The following is a 19,529-nucleotide window of genomic DNA, read 5'->3' on the forward strand; positions in this document are numbered from 1 at the left end:
ACCGGTGCCGGGGACGCGCCGGCCACGCCCGTACGCGAAGGTCGAAGTGCCCGTCATATCCGCTCCCGGGCGCCGTCACCAGCGGCGGCCTCGACCCGCGGGCGGGTCCAGTTCCGCCGCCCGGGCGAGCAGCGCGCTCCGGTCGATGGAGTCGACGTTCGTCGGCGCCACGGTGCAGGCGTAGGCCCCGGAGATCGCCCCGTACAGGGCACACCGCCGCGCCGGCTCCCCCGCGAGCCAGCCGAACAGGAAGCCTGCGGCGAAAGCGTCGCCCGCACCGTTGGAGTCCACCACCGGCGCTGGCGGATCGACCGCCGGAACATGGCTGAACTCGCCGTCGACCAGCAGGTACGCCCCCTCGGCTCCGGCGGTGGCCACGACCGTGCGGGCCCGGCCGCGTTCGATGATGCGCCGCATCGTCTGCTCGGGGTCGGCCAGTGCGGCCGACGACACGAAGACGAGGTCGGCCGCGTAGGCGAAGTCCTCGTGGTACGGCTCGTTGCCGTCCCAGTTGTGCAGGTCCGTGGAGATGGTTACCCCCGCCGCGCGCAGCGTGGGGAGGGCGAAGGCGCACGGATGGGTGATCGACACGTGGGCGTGCCGGCTCGCCGTGGCGAGGGCGGTGACCGTCTCCACCGGGAGCCGGTCCCCCGCCTCGGATCGGCTGCTGTCGTACAGGGACAGCCGCCGTCCGTCCGGGGCGACGAGGTTGACCGCACGGCGGGTACCGGCCCGCAGCGGAAAGACGGTGAGCGGGATGCCCCGCTCGGCGTGCAGGGCGCGGACTAAGTCGCCCTCGTGGTCGTCGCCGATCACATCGATGTGGTGGGTATGCAGGCCCAGGGCGTGGACCGCCATCGCCACGAAGTCGCCGGTCTGCCCTGCCCGGGTCGTGATCGCCGGCACCAGGTAGCTGTCGGCGAACGGAAGGGGCAGCTGCGGTGCGTAGACGATGGTGTCCACGCCAGCGCCGCCTAGGACAAGAACGTCGATCTCAGTGTTCACAGGTGCTCCTCAGGGGACATGGTGCGGCACCGAACAGAGCTCCTCCGAGCATGAACCAGGGACCCCAGCACCTCGCGTACCAGCGGAGTTCGGTGGTCATCGTCTCACCCTTGGTCAGGGCGCTCAGTCCGAAGCCGACGAACGTGCCGCCGTGGCCCAGCAGCACGACGCCAAACAGCTCCAGCACCACTGCCGTCCACAGGGCCGCGAGGAGCATCCGGTCGCCCTGCGCGCCGGGGGCAGCATGATCGATCGCAGCCGATGCGCGCACCGTGACTATGCTCATGCCCATGGCACTCGAATGGGAGCAGATCATCGTCGACTCCTCCGACCCCATCGCCCTCGGGCAGTGGTGGGCCGAGGCTCTCGGCTGGGTCGTGGTCGACAAGACCGAGGAAATCGTGGAGATCCGGCCCGAGCCGGACCGGTTGCCGGGGCTGCTCTTCGTCCCCGTCCCTGAGGGCAAGACGGCGAAGAACCGGCTCCACCCCGACTTCCGCCCCGACGACCAGGAGGCCGAGGTCGCCCGGCTGATCGCCCTCGGTGCCCGGCGCGCCGAGCCCGCGCAGGAAGGGCAGCACTGGGTGACCCTCTTCGACCCGGAGGGCAACGAATTCTGTGTCCTGTCCGAGCCGAGGAGCTGAGCGGGATCACTCACCTTATTAGATGAACGTGCCGGAACGTTCGCCCAGGCACGCGGTCGCGGGCCGTCGAGGGCTGCCTCTGCCATCCGCCGACGGCTACAGCGACGCCGGTAGCACCAGACGCATGGTCGGGGAGTGCGTCGGCGTAAAGCCCAACGCCCGGTAGAGCGACTCGCCGTCGCGGGAAGCCCGCAGGTCCACTCTCGTAACTCCCCGTTGCTGATACCAGCCGAGAAGCGCCTGCATGCAAGCCCGCGAGTAGCCACGTCTACGGCAGTCACGATCCGTGGCTACGTTGAAGATGTATCCCACGTTACCGCTGGGGTTATCCGGACTACCCAGGCGATGCTCTATGACACCGACCGCGCACGCGGCCAAACCCTGGGGCGCCGTATTCCTTTCGACCACGAAGGCCGCCAGCGAGGGGAGCGGATCAGCGAGCCGCTGCTGCAGCGTCTCCGCTGCGGCTGCAGACCATCTCCCCGGTTGTGGATCGGCCCCGTCCACATCCGCCAGCATCACTCCACGCAGCCGCACCAACTCCGCTGCATCCTCAACTTCGGCTCGACGGACCTCAACCACGGCTGGGACAGTACTGACGACATGATGTCCGACGCCACCGACTACCAGCGGTCCGTACCGAGGTCCGGGCGGAAGTCGTCGTGATGCGCCATGAATCTGAGGAGTCCCGCCAACGACTGCCCACGTCGGGTGTGTGCGGTCCGATGAGACGCGAGCATCACCAGAGTGCCGCATAATCCGCTCATGACCTCTACCGGCTCCGCACGGCTGTCACTGTGGTCCACAGACTCCTTCCTGTCGATCGGCTCCCACGGCTCGGTACTGTCCATCGGCAGTGTCGGCTCGATCGCCTCCATCGCCAGTATCGGATCGGCTGGATCGATCCTGTCCGTCGGCTCCGCGCTGTCGACCGGTTCGGCGCTGTCCTGGCGGTCGCGCTGGTCGCTCCTGGCCGACCAGTCCTTCGGCGCCGCGCTGGCATCCCGCAGCAGTGTCCGCGCACGGACCGGGCCGCCCGCGGCGCTGGCAGCCGTCGCGCTCGCCGCCTACGTCGGCTACCTGGTGGCACGCAGCCGCCAACCCGACCCAAGTTGATCCCTTGTCGGCGAGGTGGCAGGCATCCGGCGGCGTACGAGGCTCGGCGTAGCGCGAAGGTCGAGCCGCGATTCGTCGGCGAGATGTCCAGTGGCTGCCCTCGTAGTTGCCTGGTTATGGTGCCAGGCACCCTGCCGATGACATTCGGCCACGCCAGTCGGCGGGTCCACGAACTGGGTCGATGGAGCGGCCCCCGCACGCCTCGACTGCCGTAGCCCCGTGCTGCCGGAATCGGCGATCAATCCTCATCCACACCCGTTTTCCCGACCGTCTCCGTCCGTACAGCCAGTAGCGTGTCCATGCGCTTACATCCGACGCAACAGCCGTAGCCGTACCAATGGTGAGCAGGAAGGCCCCGATGCTTCTCGAGAGCCGTGACCTGTCTGTCGGCTACCGGGGCCAACCCCTGTTCGGCGCCTTGCGGATGGGCGTCGACTCCGGCGAGGTGCTGGTGGTGACCGGCCGCAACGGCAGCGGCAAGTCCTCGCTTCTCCGGTGCCTCGCCGGCCAGCAACGGCCACTCGCCGGCGCGGTAACGCTCGAGGGGCAGCCCGCCGACGACCGTGAGCCACGGTTCCGCCGCTCCGTCGCCGCCCTTCTCGACGCTGGTGCCTGGTACCCCAACCTGACCGTCGCCGAGCACCTGAGCTTCGTCCAGTTGGTCAACGCCCCTTTGCCGGAGGACTGGTTCACCGCCGCTGACCTGGCGGCGGCGCTCGCCCTCAACAGCTTCGCCGACACTGTTCCCGGTCAACTGTCGTCCGGGCAACGCCAGCGGCTGGCGGTGGCTATGGTGCTGGCCCGTCCGAGCCGGCTCCTGCTGCTCGACGAGCCGGAACGGCACCTCGACGAGTCTGGCCGGGACAGCGTCGGCCGCCTGGTGACCGAGTACGCCGATCGAGGGGGCGCGGTCGTGCTGGTCACCCACGACGCCTCGCTCGCTGTCGGACCGGGCTGGCGGACGCTCTCGCTGGACCGGGACGCCGCCGAGGGGCCGGCAGTCGCGTCGGGGAAGCGGGCCCGTCGACGCAGCGGAGCACGATGAGCGTGGTGCGGCGTGCGCCCGCCGGTCCCGCGGTGTCCAGCGTGCAGCCGGTGCGAGCCAACCCGCCCGGGGCGTCACGGCGGTGGCTGAGGCAGCGCCGCCGTCAGCACGGGGGCGGGGCCGGAAGCCTCTATTTCGTGGCGCTGTCCGTCCTGGTGGGCATCGCTGTCGTGGCCGGTACGCTGCCCCGGCTGCTCAGCGGCGACCGAAGCGCCGCAGATTCCGCAGCGGCTCTACCGCTGCTCGCCGTGGGTCTGCTGGGATACGCCTTCGCCCTGACACTCGCCGCCAGATTCGGTCCGGTCACCGCCACCCCGGCGACATTGGCGTGGTGGTTGGCCAGTCCCGTCGACCGGCGACTGCTTCTGCTTCCCGGCGCCGCGATGGTGTTGTCGGTCGCCGCCGTCGTCGGTGCGCTGCACGGTGCCTTCGTGGTTACGGTCATTGGCGCAGCTGAACAGACGGCAGCGGCGCTGATGGTGGGTGCCGGCATTACCGGCGGCGTGCTGACCGGGGCCCTCGCCGTGGTGATCCAGACCGTGACCGACGCCGCGGCGGCGGTGCTGGAGCGGGTCGCGGTGCTCCTCGGCGCGGTGGCCGCGGTCCTAACCATGGTCCGGACGCCGGTGCCGGCGGTGCCGGCGTGGGCTGGCCCGTGGGGCTGGCCGCAGGCCGCCGCCGAGGGCCGGGGCGGGTCCTGGTTACCGTGGGCGGTAGCCATGGCCCTGGCGGTGGCCGCGGTCGGCGTGTGGCGGCTCGACCGGCTTCCCCTACGTCGGCTCGCTGCCGGCAGCACACTGGGGGCCATCGCGGGCGCGGGACTGGTCACTGTCGACCCGGGCATCGCCTCCAGGGCCGCCGAGGAGCGCCGGTGGGCTACACGTTCCCCGAGGGGCGGTGGGCTGCCAGGTATCGCCGGCCCCCGCGCCGTGGTCGGCCACGATCTCATTGTGGCCCGCCGGTCACCTGCGGGTCTCCTCGTCGCCGGGGCGACGCTGCTGATGCCGACCCTCTTGGGGTTGCTCACCGGCTGGGGCATCGTACTGGCCGCCGGCTGGCTGCTGAGCGGGCTCGCCGCGGTCGCCCCGTCCACGGTTAACGCGCGACGGGACCGGGACCTGCCGGCATTGCGTCGGCTGCTCAATCTCTCCGGCCCGACCCTGGTCGGTGCCCGGTCAGTACTGCCGACGGTCCTCGCGGTCAGCTGGGGTATCGGCGCGGGCGCCCTGCTCACGGCCCGGACCCCTGGCGCGGAGGGTTGGGCCTGGCCGGTGTTGGGCGCCGCCGCCGGGCCAGGACTGGCGGCGGGAGCGCTCCGGGCCGCGCGACGCGGCGCGGTCCGCCACGAACTGCCGCCGATCGTCACCCCCATGGGTATCCTGCCGACCGGCCCACTGCACTGGGCCGCGACCGGCTACGACACCGCCATCTTGTTCACCACGCCGACCCTGGCCGCCTTGATCACCGGCGTACCGGCCGCCATGATCCTGCCCCAGGTGATCATCTCGGTGGTCGGGGTGGTTGCGTTCGTGCTCCTCGCCGGCCGGGGTGACGGGCGGCGGTGAGGGGTGCCAGGGCGGCGGTGAGGGTGTCAGGGCGGCGGTGTCTTGGCGGTCGGCCTTGAGCCCTGGTCATCGCGCGGACAGCCGGTGGGCACATGAAAATTGTTTCCGGCGTTCCTGGTTGCGCCGGGCTAAACCCCTGGGTGACCCTATGGGTGCGATGTTCATGCAGCTCGATGTTCTGCTCGCGAGGAGCTGAAAGGCGGTGCCATGGGCCAGACCCTGCGGACGCTTCAGCCATCTCTGTCCGAGCGCCACTTTTTTGGGGCTGCACTCCGCCGGCCGCGTGACCGCGCGAACCTCTCGCAGGTGCGGCTGAGCGTCATGATCCGTTCCGGTGCGGACCTGGTGTGTCGCGTGGAGACAGTCGACCGGTTCCCCTCCGGTGGGTTTACCGAGGTCGGCGATAGGGCTCTGGCGACCGGGTGCCCCGATGCGTCTGCTACCGCTGCTCGAATATCAACATCTGACGGACGGGCACGCGCATCTTCGCCAGGGAGGAGTTGACCCCGTGGTGGACGTGGCAGTGGTGCAGACCAGCGAGCTCGGTGACCGCAGCTACATCGCCCACGACGGGCACGTCGCGATCGTGGTTGATCCGCAGCGTGACCTGGACCGCTTGCAGACGGTTCTCCACGAGCGTGGGCTGCGCTGCGCGATGGTGCTGGAGACGCACATCCACAACGACTACGTCTCCGGCGGCCTGCAACTGGCCCATCAGCACGATGCGCCGTACGCGGTCAACGCCGCCGATGAGGTGGCGTTCGAGCGGCACGGCGTCGCTGATGGTGACGAACTGTCGGTGGGGGGCATGCGAGTGCGGGTGGTGGCGACCCCGGGACACACCGACACCCACCTGGCCTTCGTGATTAGCGGTGGCCCCGGGCCGGCGGCGGTATTCACCGGCGGCTGCCTGCTCTACGGCAGCGTTGGGCGCACCGACCTGGTCGACCCGGCCCGCACGGAGGAACTGACCCGGGCCCAGTATCGCTCGGCACACCGCCTCGTCGACCTGCTCGACGACGACGCCCGAATCTTTCCGACCCACGGATTCGGCAGCTTCTGCTCCGCCGGATCCAGCTCCGGTGGCGAGGACAGCACGATCGGGCAGGAGAGAGCCCGCAACGATGCGTTCACCGCCACGAACGAGGACACCTTCGTGGCGCAGCTGGTCGCCGGTCTCACCGCCTACCCGGCCTACTACGCGTTCATGGGTGCCCGCAACCGTGCTGGCGCCGGACCGGTCGACCTGTCCGCCCCGCAGCAGGTAAGTCCGGCCGAACTGCGGGAACGGATCAGCGCCGGGGAGTGGGTGGTCGACCTGCGCGACCGGACCGCGTACGCCGCCGAGCACCTCGTCGGCACCATCAGTATCGCCCTGAGCCAGCAGTTCGCCACGTACCTCGGCTGGCTCATTCCCTGGGGCATTCCGCTCACCCTGATCGGTGAGACCCCGCAGCAGATTACCGACGCGCAACGCCAACTCGTGCGCATCGGCATTGACCGGCCCGACGGTGCTGCCACGGGCAGGCTGCGCGACCTGGCCGACGGTGTGGCCACCCACAGCTACCGGCGGATCACCTTCGCTGGACTCGCCGCAGCCCAGCAGGCCGGCGAGGCCCTGACCCTGCTGGACGTGCGGCGCGCTGACGAACGCGCCCTTGGCGCGATTCCCGGCTCGGTGCACATCCCGCTGCACTGCCTGCTGGATCGGCTCGGTGACGTTCCACCCGGCCCGCTTGCGGTGCACTGCGCCAGCGGGTTCCGGGCGGGCATCGCCGCCAGCCTGCTCGACCGTGCCGGCCGCGACGTCGTCCACATCGACGACGAGTACGCCGTCGCTGTCACCGCCGGCCAGGCCACCGGCTGAACACCCTGACCGACCCCATGCCGCCGGGGGAGCGCCACCCCGCCGACGGCCTCACCCACAGGGAGGCAGCGTCATGACCGCACCGGCCGTTCACCATCGCATCCTCATCGTCGGCGGCGGCAGTGCCGGCATCGACGTCGCCGCCCGGCTCCGCCGGGCGAGAGTCCCCGACATCGGCCTTATTGATCCCGCGGAAACCCACTACTACCAGCCGCTCTGGACCTTGGTCGGTGGCGGATGCGCCAAGGCCAAGGAGAGCGCCCGCCCGCAGGCGTCGGTCATGCCGAAGGGCGTCGCCTGGATCAAGGATGCCGCGCACGCCATCGACCCGGACCAGCAGACGGTCACCACCGCTGGTGGGATCCGGGTCCGCTACGACCATCTCGTCGTGTGCCCCGGCATCCAACTCGACTGGGACAAGATCCCCGGCATGGCGGCGGCCATGGACACTCCGCTGGTCTCCAGCAACTACACGTACGCCACGGCGCCGAAGACGTGGGAACTGATCCGAAACCTGCGCTCCGGGACCGCGGTGTTCACCATGCCCGCCGGGCCGATCAAATGTGCCGGCGCCCCGCAGAAGATCGCCTACCTGGCCGCGGATCACTGGCGTCGACAAGGCGTTCTCCGGAATATCCGGGTCGTGCTCGTGCTACCCACCCCAACCATGTTCGGCGTCCAGGTATTCGCCGACGAACTCGAACGTGTCGCCGCCCGGTACGGCATCGAGGTCCACAAGAACAGCGAGCTCGTCGAAGTCGACGCCGACAGTCGTCAGGCGGTGATCGCCGATCACTCCAACCACAGTAGACAAACGATTGGCTACGACCTCATGCACGTGGTACCACCGCAGTCAGCCCCCGACTGGCTCAAGCGGACCACCTTGGCCGACCCCGAAAACCCGGCCGGCTACGTCCACGTCGACCGGAACACGCTGCAGCACACCCGGTACCCGAACGTGTTCGCCCTCGGCGACGCCGGGTCCACTCCGAATTCCAAGACCGGTGCCGCGATCCGCAAGCAGGCACCGGTGGTGGCCCGCAATCTCACCGCCACGATCAGGCGCGAGCTGCTGCCGGCGGCATATGACGGGTACGCATCCTGCCCGCTGACCACGGCCCGCAACAAGATGCTGCTCGCCGAGTTCGACTACACCATGCAACCTGCACCCAGCATTCCGTTCCTCGACACCACCCACGAACGCACCGACATGTGGTATCTCAAGCGCTACGGACTGCCGGCCCTCTACTGGAATCTCATGCTCCGCGGCCGCGCCTGAGGCGCACGGGTGGATGGCTACCCACTGGATGGTCGTCCGGTCAGATCTGCGCCTGTCCCGCTGATGGCAGGACCACCCGGACGATCGCGCCGCCGTCCGGGATGTTCTCCGCCCGTACCCGCCCACCGTGGGCACTGACCACGGCCCGCACGATGGCGAGCCCGATCCCCGAGCCGCCGTTGTTCCGGTCCCGGGCCGTGTCGACCCGGTAGAAGCGTTCGAAGACGTGCGGGAGGTGCTGCGCCGGGATACCGGGACCGGTGTCGGCCACCGCCAGCTCCACACCTCTGGCACCGCTGATCACCTGCACCGTGACGGTCCCGCCCTCGGGTGTGTGCCGTAGCGCGTTGTCCAGGAGGTTGCCGAGTACCTGCCCCATCCGCTGCGGATCGACGTTGACCGGTGGGGAAGGGTGAAGGTCACTGCGCAGCGTCACGCCCTTGCCGGCGAAGCGGGGCCGCACCGCGGCCACGGCGTCCCGGACCAGGTCCGCCGGGGCCGTCTGTACCGGGTGCAGGTTGAGCTGATGCGTCTCGGCGCGGGAGACCGCGGCGATGTCGTCGGCGAGGCGGTGCAGCCGCGCGGTCTGGGCCCGCAGCACCGACTGAAGGTTCTCGTCGTCAACGGCGACACCGTCCTCAGCTGCTTCGAGGTAGGCCTCGATGGTGGCGAGCGGGGTACGCAGTTCGTGACCGAGGTCGGCGAGCAGCCGGCGCCGGGTCGTCTCGACGGTCTCCAGGCCTTCCGCCATGGTGTTGAACGAGTCGGTGAGGGTCTTGAGCTCCTTGCCGAGGCCGGGGTCGGCCATGCGGACGTCGTAGTGTCCGTCGGCGAGGCTGGCCGACGCGTGCGCGAAGTGAGTGACCGGGCTGGCGATCCGCCGTGTCGCGTACGCGCTGGCCGCCAGCGCCGCGACCAGCGCGGCGAGGAGACCGACACCGAGCGCGAGCGCGTTCGCCGAGGCGTACGCCCGCTCGACGTGCCAGCGTGCCTCAGCGCTGACCTCCCCGCCGACCTGCCCGAGGTGCTCGTGGAAGATCCGTGGCCCCACCGCGCCGGCGACCAGTGCCAGGGTCAGCCCGCCGACGGCGAGCGCGAGCACCTGCGCGGCGAAGAGCCGCACGGCGAGGCTGACGCGCCAGGAGTTCACGACTGCGGTCCCATCCGGTAGCCGATGCCCCGGACAGTGCGGATGAACCGGGGATGGGCGGGGGCGTCGCCGAGTTTGCGCCGCAGATGGCCAATGTGCACGTCGACCAGGTGCTCGTCGCCCACCCACCCTTCACCCCACACCGCGGTGATCAGCTCGGCGCGGCTGAGCGCGACATTCGGTCGGCCGGACAGAACTGCCAGCAGATCGAACTCGGTGCGGGTGAGCGGCACGGGCACCTCGTCGAGGCGGGCTTCACGGGCGGCTACGTCCACCGCCAGCGGACCGAACCGACGCGGTGCCGGCTCCGGCCGGCCGTGGGGCTGGCGTGGGCGACGCCGCATCGCTGCGACGCGGGCGACGAGTTCTCGAGGGCTGAACGGCTTGGTGAGGTAGTCGTCCGCCCCGACACCGAGCCCAGTCAGCTTGTCGGCCTCCTCGGTGCGGGCGGTCAGCATGACGACGTAACAGTCGCTGAACGACCGCAACCGCCGGCATACCTCCACACCGTCGAGGCCGGGCAGCATCAGGTCCAGGACGACGACGTCGGGCTCGTCCTCCCGTGCGGCATCCAGCGCCGCCGGGCCGTCGAAGACACAGCGCACCTGGTAGCCATCACGCTCGAGATAGCTCGCCACGACCTTGGCGAGGCTCCGTTCGTCGTCCACGACCAGCACCCGCCCACTGATGTCCTGACCCCTCGCGGCCGTGCTCCTCACGTCGACGCGTACCGGTCAGTCCAGGCAGCACCGCCGTCGGTACTGGCAACGATCCGGTCACCGGCGAGGGCGGCGAAGAGGGTGTCGTCCTGCACAGCGAAGCTGTGCGGCTCACCCGGCACCGCTCCGTGCCGCTGCCACTGCCCCCCGCCGTCGGACGACGACCAGACCGCTCCGTCCGGGGCAACCGCCCACACGCCGGTGTGGTCCCAGGCCAGCAGGCCGACAGCAGGAGCGTCCGGCACCGGCTGCCAGCTGCGGCCGCCGTCGGTGGAGCGCTGCAGGCCGTCGCGACCGACGGCGAGGACTGTTTCGCCGTCGGTCGGGCTGACCGCGAACGCGCCGATCGTCGTACGGGAACGGCGCTCCCACTGCCGCTGGTCGGCGCTGACCATGAACTCGCCGTCGACCGAGTTGTAGCCGTAGACCGAGCCGTGAGCGACCTGGAGCCCGTGGAAGTCCGCCGTACCGGTAAGCGACTTCTCCCGCCAGGTCACGCCGCCGTCGGTCGACTCGATCAGGCCCACGTTGGCCGGGCCGTGCGTGGAGTGGCCCGAGGCCAGGTAGTGCCCGGGGCCGACCATGGTGAAGCCCATCAGGTCCAGGTAGTCCGCTGACACGCGTACGGCGGTCCGCGGAGAGTCGATGCGGTACAGCCCGACGTGCGTGGCGACGTGCAGGGCGCCGCTACCCGGGTCGACCGCGATCCCGTGGACGTGCCCGAACCCCTGGTTTCCGGCACCACCTGTGGGGTCGCCGTTCGAAGATCCCTGACTGCGCAGGGCGAACGTCACCACGGTGATGAGGATGGCCAGCACGGCCAGCGCCGCGATGATGATCGTCCGCGGCGGTGTGGCCAGCCCACTGCGACCCTGCGGCTTTCGCCCGGATCCGGAGCTACTGCGTGGTCGCATCGGCGGCGACGTCCTGCTCATTGGCTACGTTCACTTCCTCGTCGTTGATGGCCCGTGCGAGGTGGCCCCGGTGTTGGACCAGGGTGACCTCTCGTCCCCACCAACCATGGCCCGAAGCCAGCCGGAAAGACCCCTTCGGGGCCATGAAGATTCTCTGAAGAAGCGGCCCGCTCCCTACTCGCCGGGCCGGCGGTCGATGACGCTGGAGATGCACCCGAAGGAGCCTTTATGCCATCGCTGCTCACCCGCCGGCACGTGATCGCCGGGATCGCCGGGGCCGCCGGTCTCGCCGGCACCGCCGGAGTCGTCGCCGTCGCCGCTAACCGCAACACCCCGAAACTGGTCGACCCCCACGCCGAAGCCATCCGCCGCGTCGAACTGGCCCGGCAACGCCCTGGCGCCGCCACTATCCGCGCCACCCTCACTCCCCGTCCGGTGACTCTGGATCTTGGCGGTGTGACAGTCGACACCTGGGGGTATACCGAGGACGCCCCCGGTCCGCTGATCAGGGCGAAGGCCGGTGACCGGCTCCGCGTTGACGTGGTCAACGAGCTGCCTGCGGACACCAGCGTGCACTGGCACGGCATCGCGCTGCGCAACGACATGGACGGCGTTCCGGGGGTCACCCAGGATCCGACCGGCGTGGGCGGGCGTTTCACCTACGATTTCACCGCGCCCGATCCGGGAACCTACTTCTACCACCCGCACTCCGGGGTGCAACTCGACCGGGCGCTCCACGGTGTCCTGATCGTGGACGACCCCGACGACGCGGGCCGCTACGACCAGGAGTGGATCGTCGTCCTGGACGACTGGGTCGACGGCACCGGGCGCACTCCGGACGACGTGCTGGCCGCGCTCGGCGACGGCACCGACGGGATGCACGGCGGGCACGGCGACGACACCGACGGGATGCCCGGCGGGCACGGCACGACCGGCATGGACCACGGCGCCGGGATGCCGATGGGCGGCAGCATGGAGTCCATGATCTCGCCGTTGCTCGGCGGCGCGGGTGATGTCGACTACCCGCACTACCTGATTAACGGTCGAGTGCCGGCCGCCCCCGTCACGCTCACCGCCCGGCCCCGCCAGCGGGTACGCATCCGACTGGTCAACGCCGCCTCCGACACCGCCTTCCGGGTGGCGCTGGGCGGGCACCGGCTCACCGTCACGCACAGCGACGGGTTTCCGGTCGTCCCGGACATCACTGACGCACTGGTCGTCGGTATGGGTGAGCGGGTTGACGTCGAGGTCGTCGTCGCCGACGGGGTCTTCCCCCTGGTCGCGGTCGCCGAGGGCAAGACGGGTCAGGCGCTCGCCGTGGCCCGGACCGGAGACGGCAGTGCACCGTCAGCCGAGGTACGCCCCGCCGAGCTCGACCGCCGCGTCATTCTTACCAACCAGCTGCGGGCCGCGGACACGGTACGGCTGACCCAGCGCGAACCGGACCGGACCCATGATCTGGTCCTCGGTGGCGGCATGATGCCCTACCGCTGGACCATCAACGACAAGACCTTCACCGACGCCGAGCCGCTCCTGGTCGGGGAGGGGGAACGGGTACGGCTACGGATGACCAACCAGACGATGATGTTCCACCCCATGCACGTGCACGGGCACACCTTTGCCCTCCATGAGGGCGGCCCCCGCAAGGACACCGTCATCGTGACCCCGCACCAGACCGTCACCGTCGACCTCGACGCGGACAACCCCGGACAGTGGATGACCCACTGCCACAACATCTACCACGCCGAGACCGGCATGATGATCAACCTGGCCTACCGGCTGTGAGCTGGCCGGACCATGACTGGTCCGGCCAGCGTCGTCGGCGCGAGTTCCTGGACTCGTGCCAGCCGCCGCCAAGGTGTAGGCCCACTTCGGCGCGCGATCCCGATTGGTCCCGTAAGTGGGCGCCACTGGTCCAGGGTCAGGCGGCGTCCAGCAGAGTCGGGAGTTTGCGCATGTCGTCAAAGACCACCGTGCCGGGGCCCTCCAGTCGGTGCGCGGGGGTCAGGCCGCCGGCGTAGCCGAAGCAGCGCATCCCGGCAGCGCGGGCTGCTTGGACACCGTAGTGGCTGTCCTCGACCACAACACATCCTGCGGGCGGTACGCCCATCGCCGCCGCCGCGTGCAGGAACAGGTCGGGAGCGGGCTTGCCGTGGGCGACCTCGGTCGCGCTGAAGATCCGGCCGGCAAAGCGCGGATACAGGCCCGTGCGGCCCAGGGTGTGGCGCATCTTTTCGTGCGTACCGCTGGAAGCCACGCAGGTTGGCAGGGTGATCTCGTCGAGCGCCTCGTCGATCCCGTCCACGGCGGTTAGTCCGGCGTCCACCGCCTGACGGTGCGCCAGGTCGAATCGTTCGGCCCACCGGGCAGCCACCTGCTCTCCGAGGCGGGCCGCGATCTGCTCACCGATGGACGCGCTGGACCGGCCGATGAACCGTTCGATGACCTCCGCCTCGGTCAGCGGCCAGCCCAGTTCCGCACCCAGCGTGGTGTTGACGCGGACCGCGATCCGCTCGCTGTCCACCAGCACTCCGTCACAGTCGAAGATGACAAGCTCGACGGGAGTGGTCATGGGTCGCTCCTATCTGGATCAGCGATTGGTAATAGGCCTGGCGAATTCGAGTGAGTTCCGGACCGGGCCGCTCTCAGGGGAGTCGCTCGTGCTCAGGCATCAGTCCCGGCCAGGGCCGGCTCAGTGGGCGGCGGTGCGAACGCGGCGGCCAGCTCGGCCCGGTGCCGACGCAGCAACCAGGCCATCCACACCCCGACAACCAGGCATCCGACTCCACTGACGGCGAAGACGGCGGGCACGTTCGTGGTGGCCGCCAGCACTCCGCCGGCGAGGGCGCCGATCGGGATACCACCCCAGACCAGCGTCCGGTACGAGCCCTGCACCCGGCCGAACAGCTCCTCGGGGATGAGCGCCTGGCGCAGCGACATCGAGAGTACGTTGCCGATCATGACGAAGAACGCGCCGAGGCCGTACAACGTGCCGCCGAGGATCGCGTTGTCGGTCAGGCTCATCCCGATCAGCGGCAGTGGGAACAGCACGGCGGTCAGGCTCAGGGTGAGGACTCGGCCCAACCGCCGGCTCACCGCTGGCGCGACGAGGCCGCCCAGCAGGCCGCCGACGCCGGCGCCCAGCATCATCAGGCCGAAGTAGGTCTCCGATACCCCTACCACCTCGAGCACGTAGAGCACCAGCACCGCGTTCGGCATGCTCTGCAGTGCCGAGGTGGCCCCGTTGATCGCGGCGAACTGGCGCAGGAAGCGGTTGCCCCACAGCCAGCGCACGCCGGCGGCCAACTCGGCCCGGAACCCGGCGGCCGGGGCGCCGGTCCGATCCGGTGTGAACCGACCGGCCACTGTCATCATCATCAGCGCGGCGACCGCGTAGAAGGCCATGTTGCCGAGCAGCGGTGCGGCCGCGGCCAACCCGAAGATCAACGCGCCGACCGGTGCCCCGACGAAGGCCTGCATGCCGGTCTCCGCAGTCACCAGCAGCCCGTTCCCCCGATCCAACTGGTCTCGGCGCACGATCTGCGGCAACACGGCTCGGGCAGCGCTGTCGTAGAGAGTCTCGGCGACGCCGAGCGTGAACACCACCACGTACAGCAACCAGATCGACGCCGTGCCGGTCGCGACCATACTGGCCAGCAGCGCGAACAGCACCGCGCGGAAGAGGTTGGATCGAACCATCACCCGGCGTCGGTCGGACCGGTCAACCAGTGTCCCGGCCGGCAGTGCGAACAGCAGCCAGGGTAGGAAGGAAAGACTGGTAACGGCCGAGATCAGCAGGGGATCGCGGGTCAGGCTCGCCGCCAGCAGTGGCACGACGGCCCGGCTCACCCCGTCGGCGAGATTCGATGCCGCGCTTGATCCGAACAATCGCCAGAATGCCCCGCCGAGCCGGGGGTCTACCGGCTCCGGCTCAGCTGCGGAACGTGCCGCTGTCGGCCGTTGCTCGCCGTTCCTGACGGAGGTCAGCTTTCGCTTCGACAAGGACATCGACGGGAACCTAGCACGCCATCTGGCCCGCCGCCCTCCCATGTGTCGCGGGCAGAGCGTTGCCGTTGACCCCGGCCGCGAGGGCAAGGCTCTAGCATTGCCGCCATGATCGAGGACGTCGCGGATCGACTCCTGTCTGAGCTGTCGGGTCTCGATCCGTGCACGGCGGTCGTTGAGGCGGGCGAGCAGGATGTCGATGGGCTGACCGACTACGGCCCGGAGGGGCATCAGGCCCGCGCCGACCTCGCAGCCCGCGCCCTGGCCGAGCTCAAGGTCCTGGGTGCCGCCCTGCCGGCGGTGACCCCGCTGTACGCCCACCTCGCGGAACGGCTGCATACGCGGATCGCCCTGCACGACGCGGGGGAGGACCTGCGGGAACTACACGCCGCCGCCACCGGTCCGCTCTCGCTCATCCGGCAAACGGTCGCGGCCGCCGTTCCCGGCCACGGCGTCGAGGGGGCGGCCTTCGAGGAGGGCTGGGCTCGGGTCGGCGCACGCGTGGCCGCGATCCCCGCCGCCCTGGATGGTGTTCAGACCACGATGATGCTGACTTCCCGATCGTTTCGCTAGCTACCGTCTTGTTCGGTAGTGGAGCCGTCGGATGTCGGCTGATCGAGGATGTCCAGCATCTGCAGTACCTGACGGCGTACTGCTGGAGTCATGTTGCCGGCTCGCATCGCGATCATCCGTACCTGTCGATCGGCGAGCTGTCGACGGAACTCCTGGGATTCGTCCTCTTCATCCAGGAAGTAGGAAGCGGTGATGGGCGGGGTTTCGTCGGCCCGCCGTTGGTCGAAGAAGCGGGCGATGGCCCTGAGTACCGCGACGGTCGGGTTGGTGTTGGTGCCGGACCGGAGGGTCGCCAGGTAGACCCGGGACACGGTGGTGTCGTGGGAGGGGTCGCCGCTGATGGCCCGCGCAACCTGGGGGGTTGAATATTCGCGCCGGCGGCCCTGTTTGTCGACCCAGGTCACCGTGGCGAACAGTTCGTTCAGCCGCCCCGCCACCGTCGACTGTGGTAGCAAACCCGGGCCTGACCCGCGGTCGGTGACCGAGGCCGGGTTGGCCCCGCTCGCGGTCGTGCTGCTGTCCTCCCGGGTCATGTGTCACCTCTGGTTAACAAGTTCACGGAATGAATCAGTTGACCATGGTAGGGGTAAAATATAGTGTCGCATCGGTGGAGGCGCGCCCGGTCTCCTGGTGGCATCCGGCCGATCACGGGGCGGCCGAGATCGAACTGGAGTCGGGCGTGCTTCGATCACTGAATCGATGTTCTCTCATCTGACGAGCGATGCGAACCAGCGAGCGGGCGTCGGAATCCAGGTCGTGCCCGCCGTCAATCACCGGCGGTTCGACGGCCGCCACCGGTGGGTCCGCGTCTCGCGCCCGTAGTGCCGCCCTGATCATCTTCGCCCGGGCGATATCCGCGATGTCGGCATCAGGCATGCCCGCCTGACGTAACTCCGCCTCGATATCCGCCGTCGCGGTGCGGTCATAGTATGGGGCGAGTTGCACCAGTCCGTCACGGATCTCGATCACCCGTCGATAGAAGCGACGATGGGTGCCGTACTGGCCGAACAGCTTGTACCAGGGTCGCGCCTCAAGCCGCGACAAGGCCAGGTCGGGGAAGGCCTCGTGCAGCGCCGACCACAGCGGCTGCAGTTCGCGGTACTGGCGGCGATGCACCCGCCAGATTGAGGCGGCGGCCAGCATGCCGGTAAACGCCGAGTAGCTGACGCCGACAACAAAGGTCAGCGTGCCGACGCCGACCAGCGTTACGTACGTACCGTGGATCGCACCGACGGCGGGCGGGGGAAGGGCATCCACGAGTTGTGCCACGGCCAGCGCCGACTTGGTCAGCTCTGCGGCGAGGAACATGCCTACGGCCAGGCAGATCATGACCAGCCCACGCCGTAGCCGAGTAACTCGAGTGACCCGGGCGAAGCCGACACACCAGCACAGGGTCTGGGAGTGGACGTAGCCCAGGTAGCCAAGTACGGCGAGCACGAACGCCGCGGCGTGTGGATCGTCAGCGACCGCGGTTGAGGCTGGCGAGGTTTGGACGGCGAGCGGCGCGGTGCTCCAGGTGGCAGTCACCATCGCCAGGGCTGCCAGCAGTATCAGCGCCTCCGAACGTACCCGGCGTTGAGCCGCTGGGCCACGCACCGTATAGGTGAAGAAGGCCAGGAGGAGGTATGCCGCCGTCATGGTGCCGAGATTGATGGTCAGGGAGTGTAGGCCGGTTGCGACCTGGTCGAGCAGGCCCGACACCGACGGTAGGGCGAGGGTGAACATGGCGGCGACACAGGCGATACACGCTGTCAGGGCCCGCAGTGGGTGATCATCGGGAGCGCGGGACAGCTGGATGCTCTTGTTGACCACTCCGATCCAGAGCGTTACGACCACCGCCGCCAGCAGGGCAGGAGCCATCGCTACATCCAGCCATGGTGGTGATCGAGCGACGTACCGATCCGGTCGACTCCCGGGTGATCGTGGATGAAAGCCGAGCGGTGTAACGGATTCAGCACACTGGCCCACTCCAGGATGACCGTCGCCACCAGCTCAGCTTCCCGCTCGTTGGCGGAGTCGTAGCAGGTGCGACGTAGGGCGCGGGTGGTGCCGTCCGGCTTCGCCGGCGTGAGTAGGTCGAGACCCTCGTTTTCGGTCTGGTCGCTGGGGTGATCGGCGATTATGTGACCGATCTCATGCAGGATGATGTGGTCCTGGTGCGGCGGTGTTGTCTCCTTTTGGAAGAACACGATATCCGCGGACTCGGCCATTACCCACAGCCCGAACGGACCTGGAACCTGGATCGGGTAGGGCACCAGGCGGATCGGCCGGCCACGACGGTCAGCAAGTCGGCGACAAAGCTCCCGCACGTCGAGTGGTGGACGAATGTCCAGTTCCCGCAGCAGTGCCCGGCAACTCTTTCGTAGTGCCCGCTCTCGCACCGTCGCTCCACTCCAGACCGTCAAGTGTGCACTACCGAGTGCGACGCAGAATACCCCACTGGGTCGGCTGGCCGGTACCACCGATGTCTCGTAGCGTGGCTCGCGTGACCACTGCTCTCATCGTCGGGGGTGGCATCGCGGGCACCGCCACCGCCATCGCCCTGCAGACCGTCGGCATTAGCTCCGTCATCTTCGAGGCATATCCGAGCGGTGGTGAGGATGCCGGCGCTTTTCTCACCGTCATGCATAACGGCATGGCGGCACTTCACGAGATTGAGACCGACCGGGTGGTGATCGACGCCTCGTATGCGGCGAACGCTGTGTCGCTCCTTGACGCCAGTGGCAGTCTGCTGGAACAACGGGCAATTGATCCACCAGGACGGACGCTTACCCGGGCGACGCTCTACCGGGTGCTGCAGAGTGAGGCGACTCGCCGTGGAATCCGCATTGACCATGGTCGCCGGCTCGTCAACGCCACAGTTGAAGCCGGCGGTGTCCGGGCCTCCTTCGCTGACGGGAGTGTGGTCCAGGGCGACCTCCTCGTCGGTGCGGACGGGCTCCATTCAGTGGTCCGTCGCCTCATCGACCCCGACGCACCACGTCCGCGCTACACCGGCCAGCACGTCGTCTACGGGTATGCGGCGGGAGACCGGGGCCGCACGGCACCCGACGCCTACCACATGATGTTCGGCAGCCGGGCCTTCTTCGGGTACACGACACCGCCGGCCGGGCGCACCTGGTGGTTCGCCCGGCTCAACGCCGCCGAGTTGACCGAGCGGATCCAGCCTGAGGACTGGCGGCGCCGCGTACTGGATGCGTTTCGCGACGACGCCGGGCCGGCAGCGGAGATCGTCGCGGCGACCGGAGACGGCATCGTGGGTAGCAACTCCTACGACATCCCCACCACGCCGAAGTGGCACAACGGATCGATGGTGTTGGCCGGTGATGCCGCGCACGCGGCATCACCGGCCGCCGCGCAGGGCGCCTCGATGGCGCTGGAGGACGCCGTGGTGCTGGCGCGCTGTCTGGCAGCGCACGGCGACCTGAACCAGGCCTTTGCCGCCTATGATTCGCTGCGCCGGGAGCCAACTGAGGAGACGGTGGGCGCGAGTGCCCAGATGAGCAACAACGGGACCCGGCCACCTGCGGGGCCTAGTAAGACGGCTGGCTGAGCACGACAACTTCGGCCACTGGCCCGACGCCTCGGGCAGCCACTGAGCCTTTCCGCGTATCGGGTCGGGAGGTTGGATGATCAGGTGGCTTGTT

Annotated in this window: 20 protein-coding genes and 1 pseudogene; 10 read left to right on the forward strand and 11 right to left on the reverse strand. The window is 69.2% G+C overall.

Annotated elements, in window-relative coordinates; translation table 11 throughout:
- Nucleotides 1-75 precede the first annotated feature (75 nt).
- The gene (locus tag SALPAC4_RS0112900) at nucleotides 76-1,005 is read right to left on the reverse strand and encodes an adenosine kinase (protein ID WP_027644552.1); all 930 of its coding nucleotides are present in this window, start codon (nucleotides 1,003-1,005) and stop codon (nucleotides 76-78) included.
- Nucleotides 995-1,276: a hypothetical protein gene (locus SALPAC4_RS0112905; RefSeq protein ID WP_223874751.1), complete on the reverse strand. Its 282-nt coding sequence runs from the start codon at nucleotides 1,274-1,276 to the stop codon at nucleotides 995-997. The genes SALPAC4_RS0112900 and SALPAC4_RS0112905 overlap by 11 nt, the downstream gene beginning before the upstream one ends.
- 7 nt (nucleotides 1,277-1,283) lie before the next feature.
- On the opposite strand from SALPAC4_RS0112905, the gene SALPAC4_RS0112910 reads away from it, so the two are divergent.
- Nucleotides 1,284-1,649, forward strand: coding sequence for a VOC family protein (locus tag SALPAC4_RS0112910; RefSeq protein WP_018740248.1), 366 nt, complete (start codon nucleotides 1,284-1,286; stop codon nucleotides 1,647-1,649).
- Between the two features lie 96 nt (nucleotides 1,650-1,745).
- Here SALPAC4_RS0112910 and SALPAC4_RS28975 read toward each other — a convergent pair whose 3' ends face one another.
- The gene (locus SALPAC4_RS28975) at nucleotides 1,746-2,405 is read right to left on the reverse strand and encodes a GNAT family N-acetyltransferase (RefSeq protein WP_080640893.1); all 660 of its coding nucleotides are present in this window, start codon (nucleotides 2,403-2,405) and stop codon (nucleotides 1,746-1,748) included.
- Between the two features lie 9 nt (nucleotides 2,406-2,414).
- Between SALPAC4_RS28975 and SALPAC4_RS0112920 the strand changes: the two genes are divergently transcribed.
- From SALPAC4_RS0112920 to SALPAC4_RS0112940, 6 genes and pseudogenes are all read left to right on the forward strand, one after another.
- On the forward strand, nucleotides 2,415-2,765 hold the full coding sequence (locus SALPAC4_RS0112920; RefSeq protein ID WP_027644551.1) for a hypothetical protein: 351 nt from the start codon (nucleotides 2,415-2,417) through the stop codon (nucleotides 2,763-2,765).
- A gap of 358 nt (nucleotides 2,766-3,123) precedes the next feature.
- On the forward strand, nucleotides 3,124-3,810 hold the full coding sequence (gene ccmA, locus SALPAC4_RS0112925) for a heme ABC exporter ATP-binding protein CcmA (protein WP_027644550.1): 687 nt from the start codon (nucleotides 3,124-3,126) through the stop codon (nucleotides 3,808-3,810).
- A complete protein-coding gene (locus tag SALPAC4_RS0112930; RefSeq protein ID WP_019870677.1) occupies nucleotides 3,807-5,375 on the forward strand; it encodes a DUF6297 family protein in 1,569 nt (522 codons plus the stop codon). The genes ccmA and SALPAC4_RS0112930 overlap by 4 nt, the downstream gene beginning before the upstream one ends.
- 207 nt (nucleotides 5,376-5,582) lie before the next feature.
- Nucleotides 5,583-5,830, forward strand: a pseudogene (locus SALPAC4_RS28980) (helix-turn-helix domain-containing protein); the annotation flags it as partial.
- A 53-nt stretch (nucleotides 5,831-5,883) separates the two neighbouring features.
- Nucleotides 5,884-7,242 (forward strand): MBL fold metallo-hydrolase, encoded by a 1,359-nt coding sequence (locus SALPAC4_RS0112935; RefSeq protein WP_019870678.1) that lies wholly within the window; start codon nucleotides 5,884-5,886, stop codon nucleotides 7,240-7,242.
- A 73-nt stretch (nucleotides 7,243-7,315) separates the two neighbouring features.
- A complete protein-coding gene (locus tag SALPAC4_RS0112940) occupies nucleotides 7,316-8,521 on the forward strand; it encodes an NAD(P)/FAD-dependent oxidoreductase (protein ID WP_019870679.1) in 1,206 nt (401 codons plus the stop codon).
- Between the two features lie 40 nt (nucleotides 8,522-8,561).
- On the opposite strand, the gene SALPAC4_RS0112945 is transcribed toward SALPAC4_RS0112940, so the two are convergent.
- The 3 genes from SALPAC4_RS0112945 to SALPAC4_RS0112955 are packed head-to-tail and all read right to left on the reverse strand — an operon-like array spanning nucleotide 8,562 to nucleotide 11,325.
- Nucleotides 8,562-9,671, reverse strand: coding sequence for a HAMP domain-containing sensor histidine kinase (locus SALPAC4_RS0112945; RefSeq protein ID WP_019870680.1), 1,110 nt, complete (start codon nucleotides 9,669-9,671; stop codon nucleotides 8,562-8,564).
- Complete coding sequence (locus tag SALPAC4_RS0112950; protein WP_027644549.1) at nucleotides 9,668-10,360, reverse strand: response regulator transcription factor; 693 nt, start codon at nucleotides 10,358-10,360, stop codon at nucleotides 9,668-9,670. Before SALPAC4_RS0112950 ends, SALPAC4_RS0112945 begins: the two co-directional genes overlap by 4 nt.
- A 26-nt stretch (nucleotides 10,361-10,386) precedes the next feature.
- Entirely contained in the window at nucleotides 10,387-11,325 is a 939-nt protein-coding gene (locus SALPAC4_RS0112955; RefSeq protein ID WP_027644548.1) for a F510_1955 family glycosylhydrolase, read from the reverse strand.
- A 207-nt stretch (nucleotides 11,326-11,532) separates the two neighbouring features.
- Between SALPAC4_RS0112955 and SALPAC4_RS0112960 the strand changes: the two genes are divergently transcribed.
- The gene (locus SALPAC4_RS0112960) at nucleotides 11,533-13,089 is read left to right on the forward strand and encodes a multicopper oxidase family protein (protein ID WP_019870683.1); all 1,557 of its coding nucleotides are present in this window, start codon (nucleotides 11,533-11,535) and stop codon (nucleotides 13,087-13,089) included.
- A 136-nt stretch (nucleotides 13,090-13,225) separates the two neighbouring features.
- On the opposite strand, the gene SALPAC4_RS0112965 is transcribed toward SALPAC4_RS0112960, so the two are convergent.
- Both SALPAC4_RS0112965 and SALPAC4_RS0112970 read right to left on the reverse strand, forming a co-directional pair.
- On the reverse strand, nucleotides 13,226-13,876 hold the full coding sequence (locus SALPAC4_RS0112965; RefSeq protein ID WP_019870684.1) for an HAD family hydrolase: 651 nt from the start codon (nucleotides 13,874-13,876) through the stop codon (nucleotides 13,226-13,228).
- 92 nt (nucleotides 13,877-13,968) lie between these two features.
- Entirely contained in the window at nucleotides 13,969-15,312 is a 1,344-nt protein-coding gene (locus SALPAC4_RS0112970) for an MFS transporter (protein WP_223874753.1), read from the reverse strand.
- Between the two features lie 105 nt (nucleotides 15,313-15,417).
- Between SALPAC4_RS0112970 and SALPAC4_RS0112975 the strand changes: the two genes are divergently transcribed.
- The gene (locus SALPAC4_RS0112975) at nucleotides 15,418-15,882 is read left to right on the forward strand and encodes a DUF885 domain-containing protein (RefSeq protein WP_019870686.1); all 465 of its coding nucleotides are present in this window, start codon (nucleotides 15,418-15,420) and stop codon (nucleotides 15,880-15,882) included.
- Here the strand turns inward: SALPAC4_RS0112975 and SALPAC4_RS0112980 are convergent.
- The 3 genes from SALPAC4_RS0112980 to SALPAC4_RS0112990 form a co-directional block, all read right to left on the reverse strand.
- On the reverse strand, nucleotides 15,879-16,319 hold the full coding sequence (locus SALPAC4_RS0112980; RefSeq protein WP_027644547.1) for a hypothetical protein: 441 nt from the start codon (nucleotides 16,317-16,319) through the stop codon (nucleotides 15,879-15,881). The two genes, SALPAC4_RS0112975 and SALPAC4_RS0112980, sit on opposite strands and share 4 nt — an antisense overlap.
- Nucleotides 16,320-16,527: 208 nt before the next feature.
- Nucleotides 16,528-17,742: an MAB_1171c family putative transporter gene (locus SALPAC4_RS0112985; protein WP_019870688.1), complete on the reverse strand. Its 1,215-nt coding sequence runs from the start codon at nucleotides 17,740-17,742 to the stop codon at nucleotides 16,528-16,530.
- A gap of 2 nt (nucleotides 17,743-17,744) precedes the next feature.
- Entirely contained in the window at nucleotides 17,745-18,263 is a 519-nt protein-coding gene (locus SALPAC4_RS0112990) for a hypothetical protein (RefSeq protein WP_027644546.1), read from the reverse strand.
- A gap of 104 nt (nucleotides 18,264-18,367) precedes the next feature.
- Here SALPAC4_RS0112990 and SALPAC4_RS0112995 point away from each other — a divergent pair, with 104 nt between their 5' ends.
- A complete protein-coding gene (locus SALPAC4_RS0112995) occupies nucleotides 18,368-19,435 on the forward strand; it encodes an FAD-dependent monooxygenase (RefSeq protein ID WP_019870690.1) in 1,068 nt (355 codons plus the stop codon).
- The last annotated feature ends 94 nt before the right edge of the window (nucleotides 19,436-19,529 follow it).

The sequence above is a fragment of the Salinispora oceanensis genome (assembly GCF_000383575.1).
Classification (GTDB): Bacteria; Actinomycetota; Actinomycetes; order Mycobacteriales; family Micromonosporaceae; genus Micromonospora; species Micromonospora oceanensis.

What these genes read in the sequence shown, in the direction of transcription:
- SALPAC4_RS0112960 (WP_019870683.1), top strand. Translation starts at nt 11,533, where the DNA reads ATGCCATCGCTGCTCACCCGCCGGCACGTGATCGCCGGGATCGCCGGG.
- SALPAC4_RS0112970 (WP_223874753.1), bottom strand. Translation starts at nt 15,312, where the DNA reads ATGTCCTTGTCGAAGCGAAAGCTGACCTCCGTCAGGAACGGCGAGCAA.
- SALPAC4_RS0112965 (WP_019870684.1), bottom strand. Translation starts at nt 13,876, where the DNA reads ATGACCACTCCCGTCGAGCTTGTCATCTTCGACTGTGACGGAGTGCTG.
- SALPAC4_RS0112930 (WP_019870677.1), top strand. Translation starts at nt 3,807, where the DNA reads ATGAGCGTGGTGCGGCGTGCGCCCGCCGGTCCCGCGGTGTCCAGCGTG.
- SALPAC4_RS28975 (WP_080640893.1), bottom strand. Translation starts at nt 2,405, where the DNA reads ATGCGGCACTCTGGTGATGCTCGCGTCTCATCGGACCGCACACACCCG.
- SALPAC4_RS0112955 (WP_027644548.1), bottom strand. Translation starts at nt 11,325, where the DNA reads ATGAGCAGGACGTCGCCGCCGATGCGACCACGCAGTAGCTCCGGATCC.
- SALPAC4_RS0112940 (WP_019870679.1), top strand. Translation starts at nt 7,316, where the DNA reads ATGACCGCACCGGCCGTTCACCATCGCATCCTCATCGTCGGCGGCGGC.
- SALPAC4_RS0112920 (WP_027644551.1), top strand. Translation starts at nt 2,415, where the DNA reads ATGACCTCTACCGGCTCCGCACGGCTGTCACTGTGGTCCACAGACTCC.
- SALPAC4_RS0112975 (WP_019870686.1), top strand. Translation starts at nt 15,418, where the DNA reads ATGATCGAGGACGTCGCGGATCGACTCCTGTCTGAGCTGTCGGGTCTC.
- SALPAC4_RS0112985 (WP_019870688.1), bottom strand. Translation starts at nt 17,742, where the DNA reads ATGGCTCCTGCCCTGCTGGCGGCGGTGGTCGTAACGCTCTGGATCGGA.
- ccmA (WP_027644550.1), top strand. Translation starts at nt 3,124, where the DNA reads ATGCTTCTCGAGAGCCGTGACCTGTCTGTCGGCTACCGGGGCCAACCC.
- SALPAC4_RS0112910 (WP_018740248.1), top strand. Translation starts at nt 1,284, where the DNA reads ATGCTCATGCCCATGGCACTCGAATGGGAGCAGATCATCGTCGACTCC.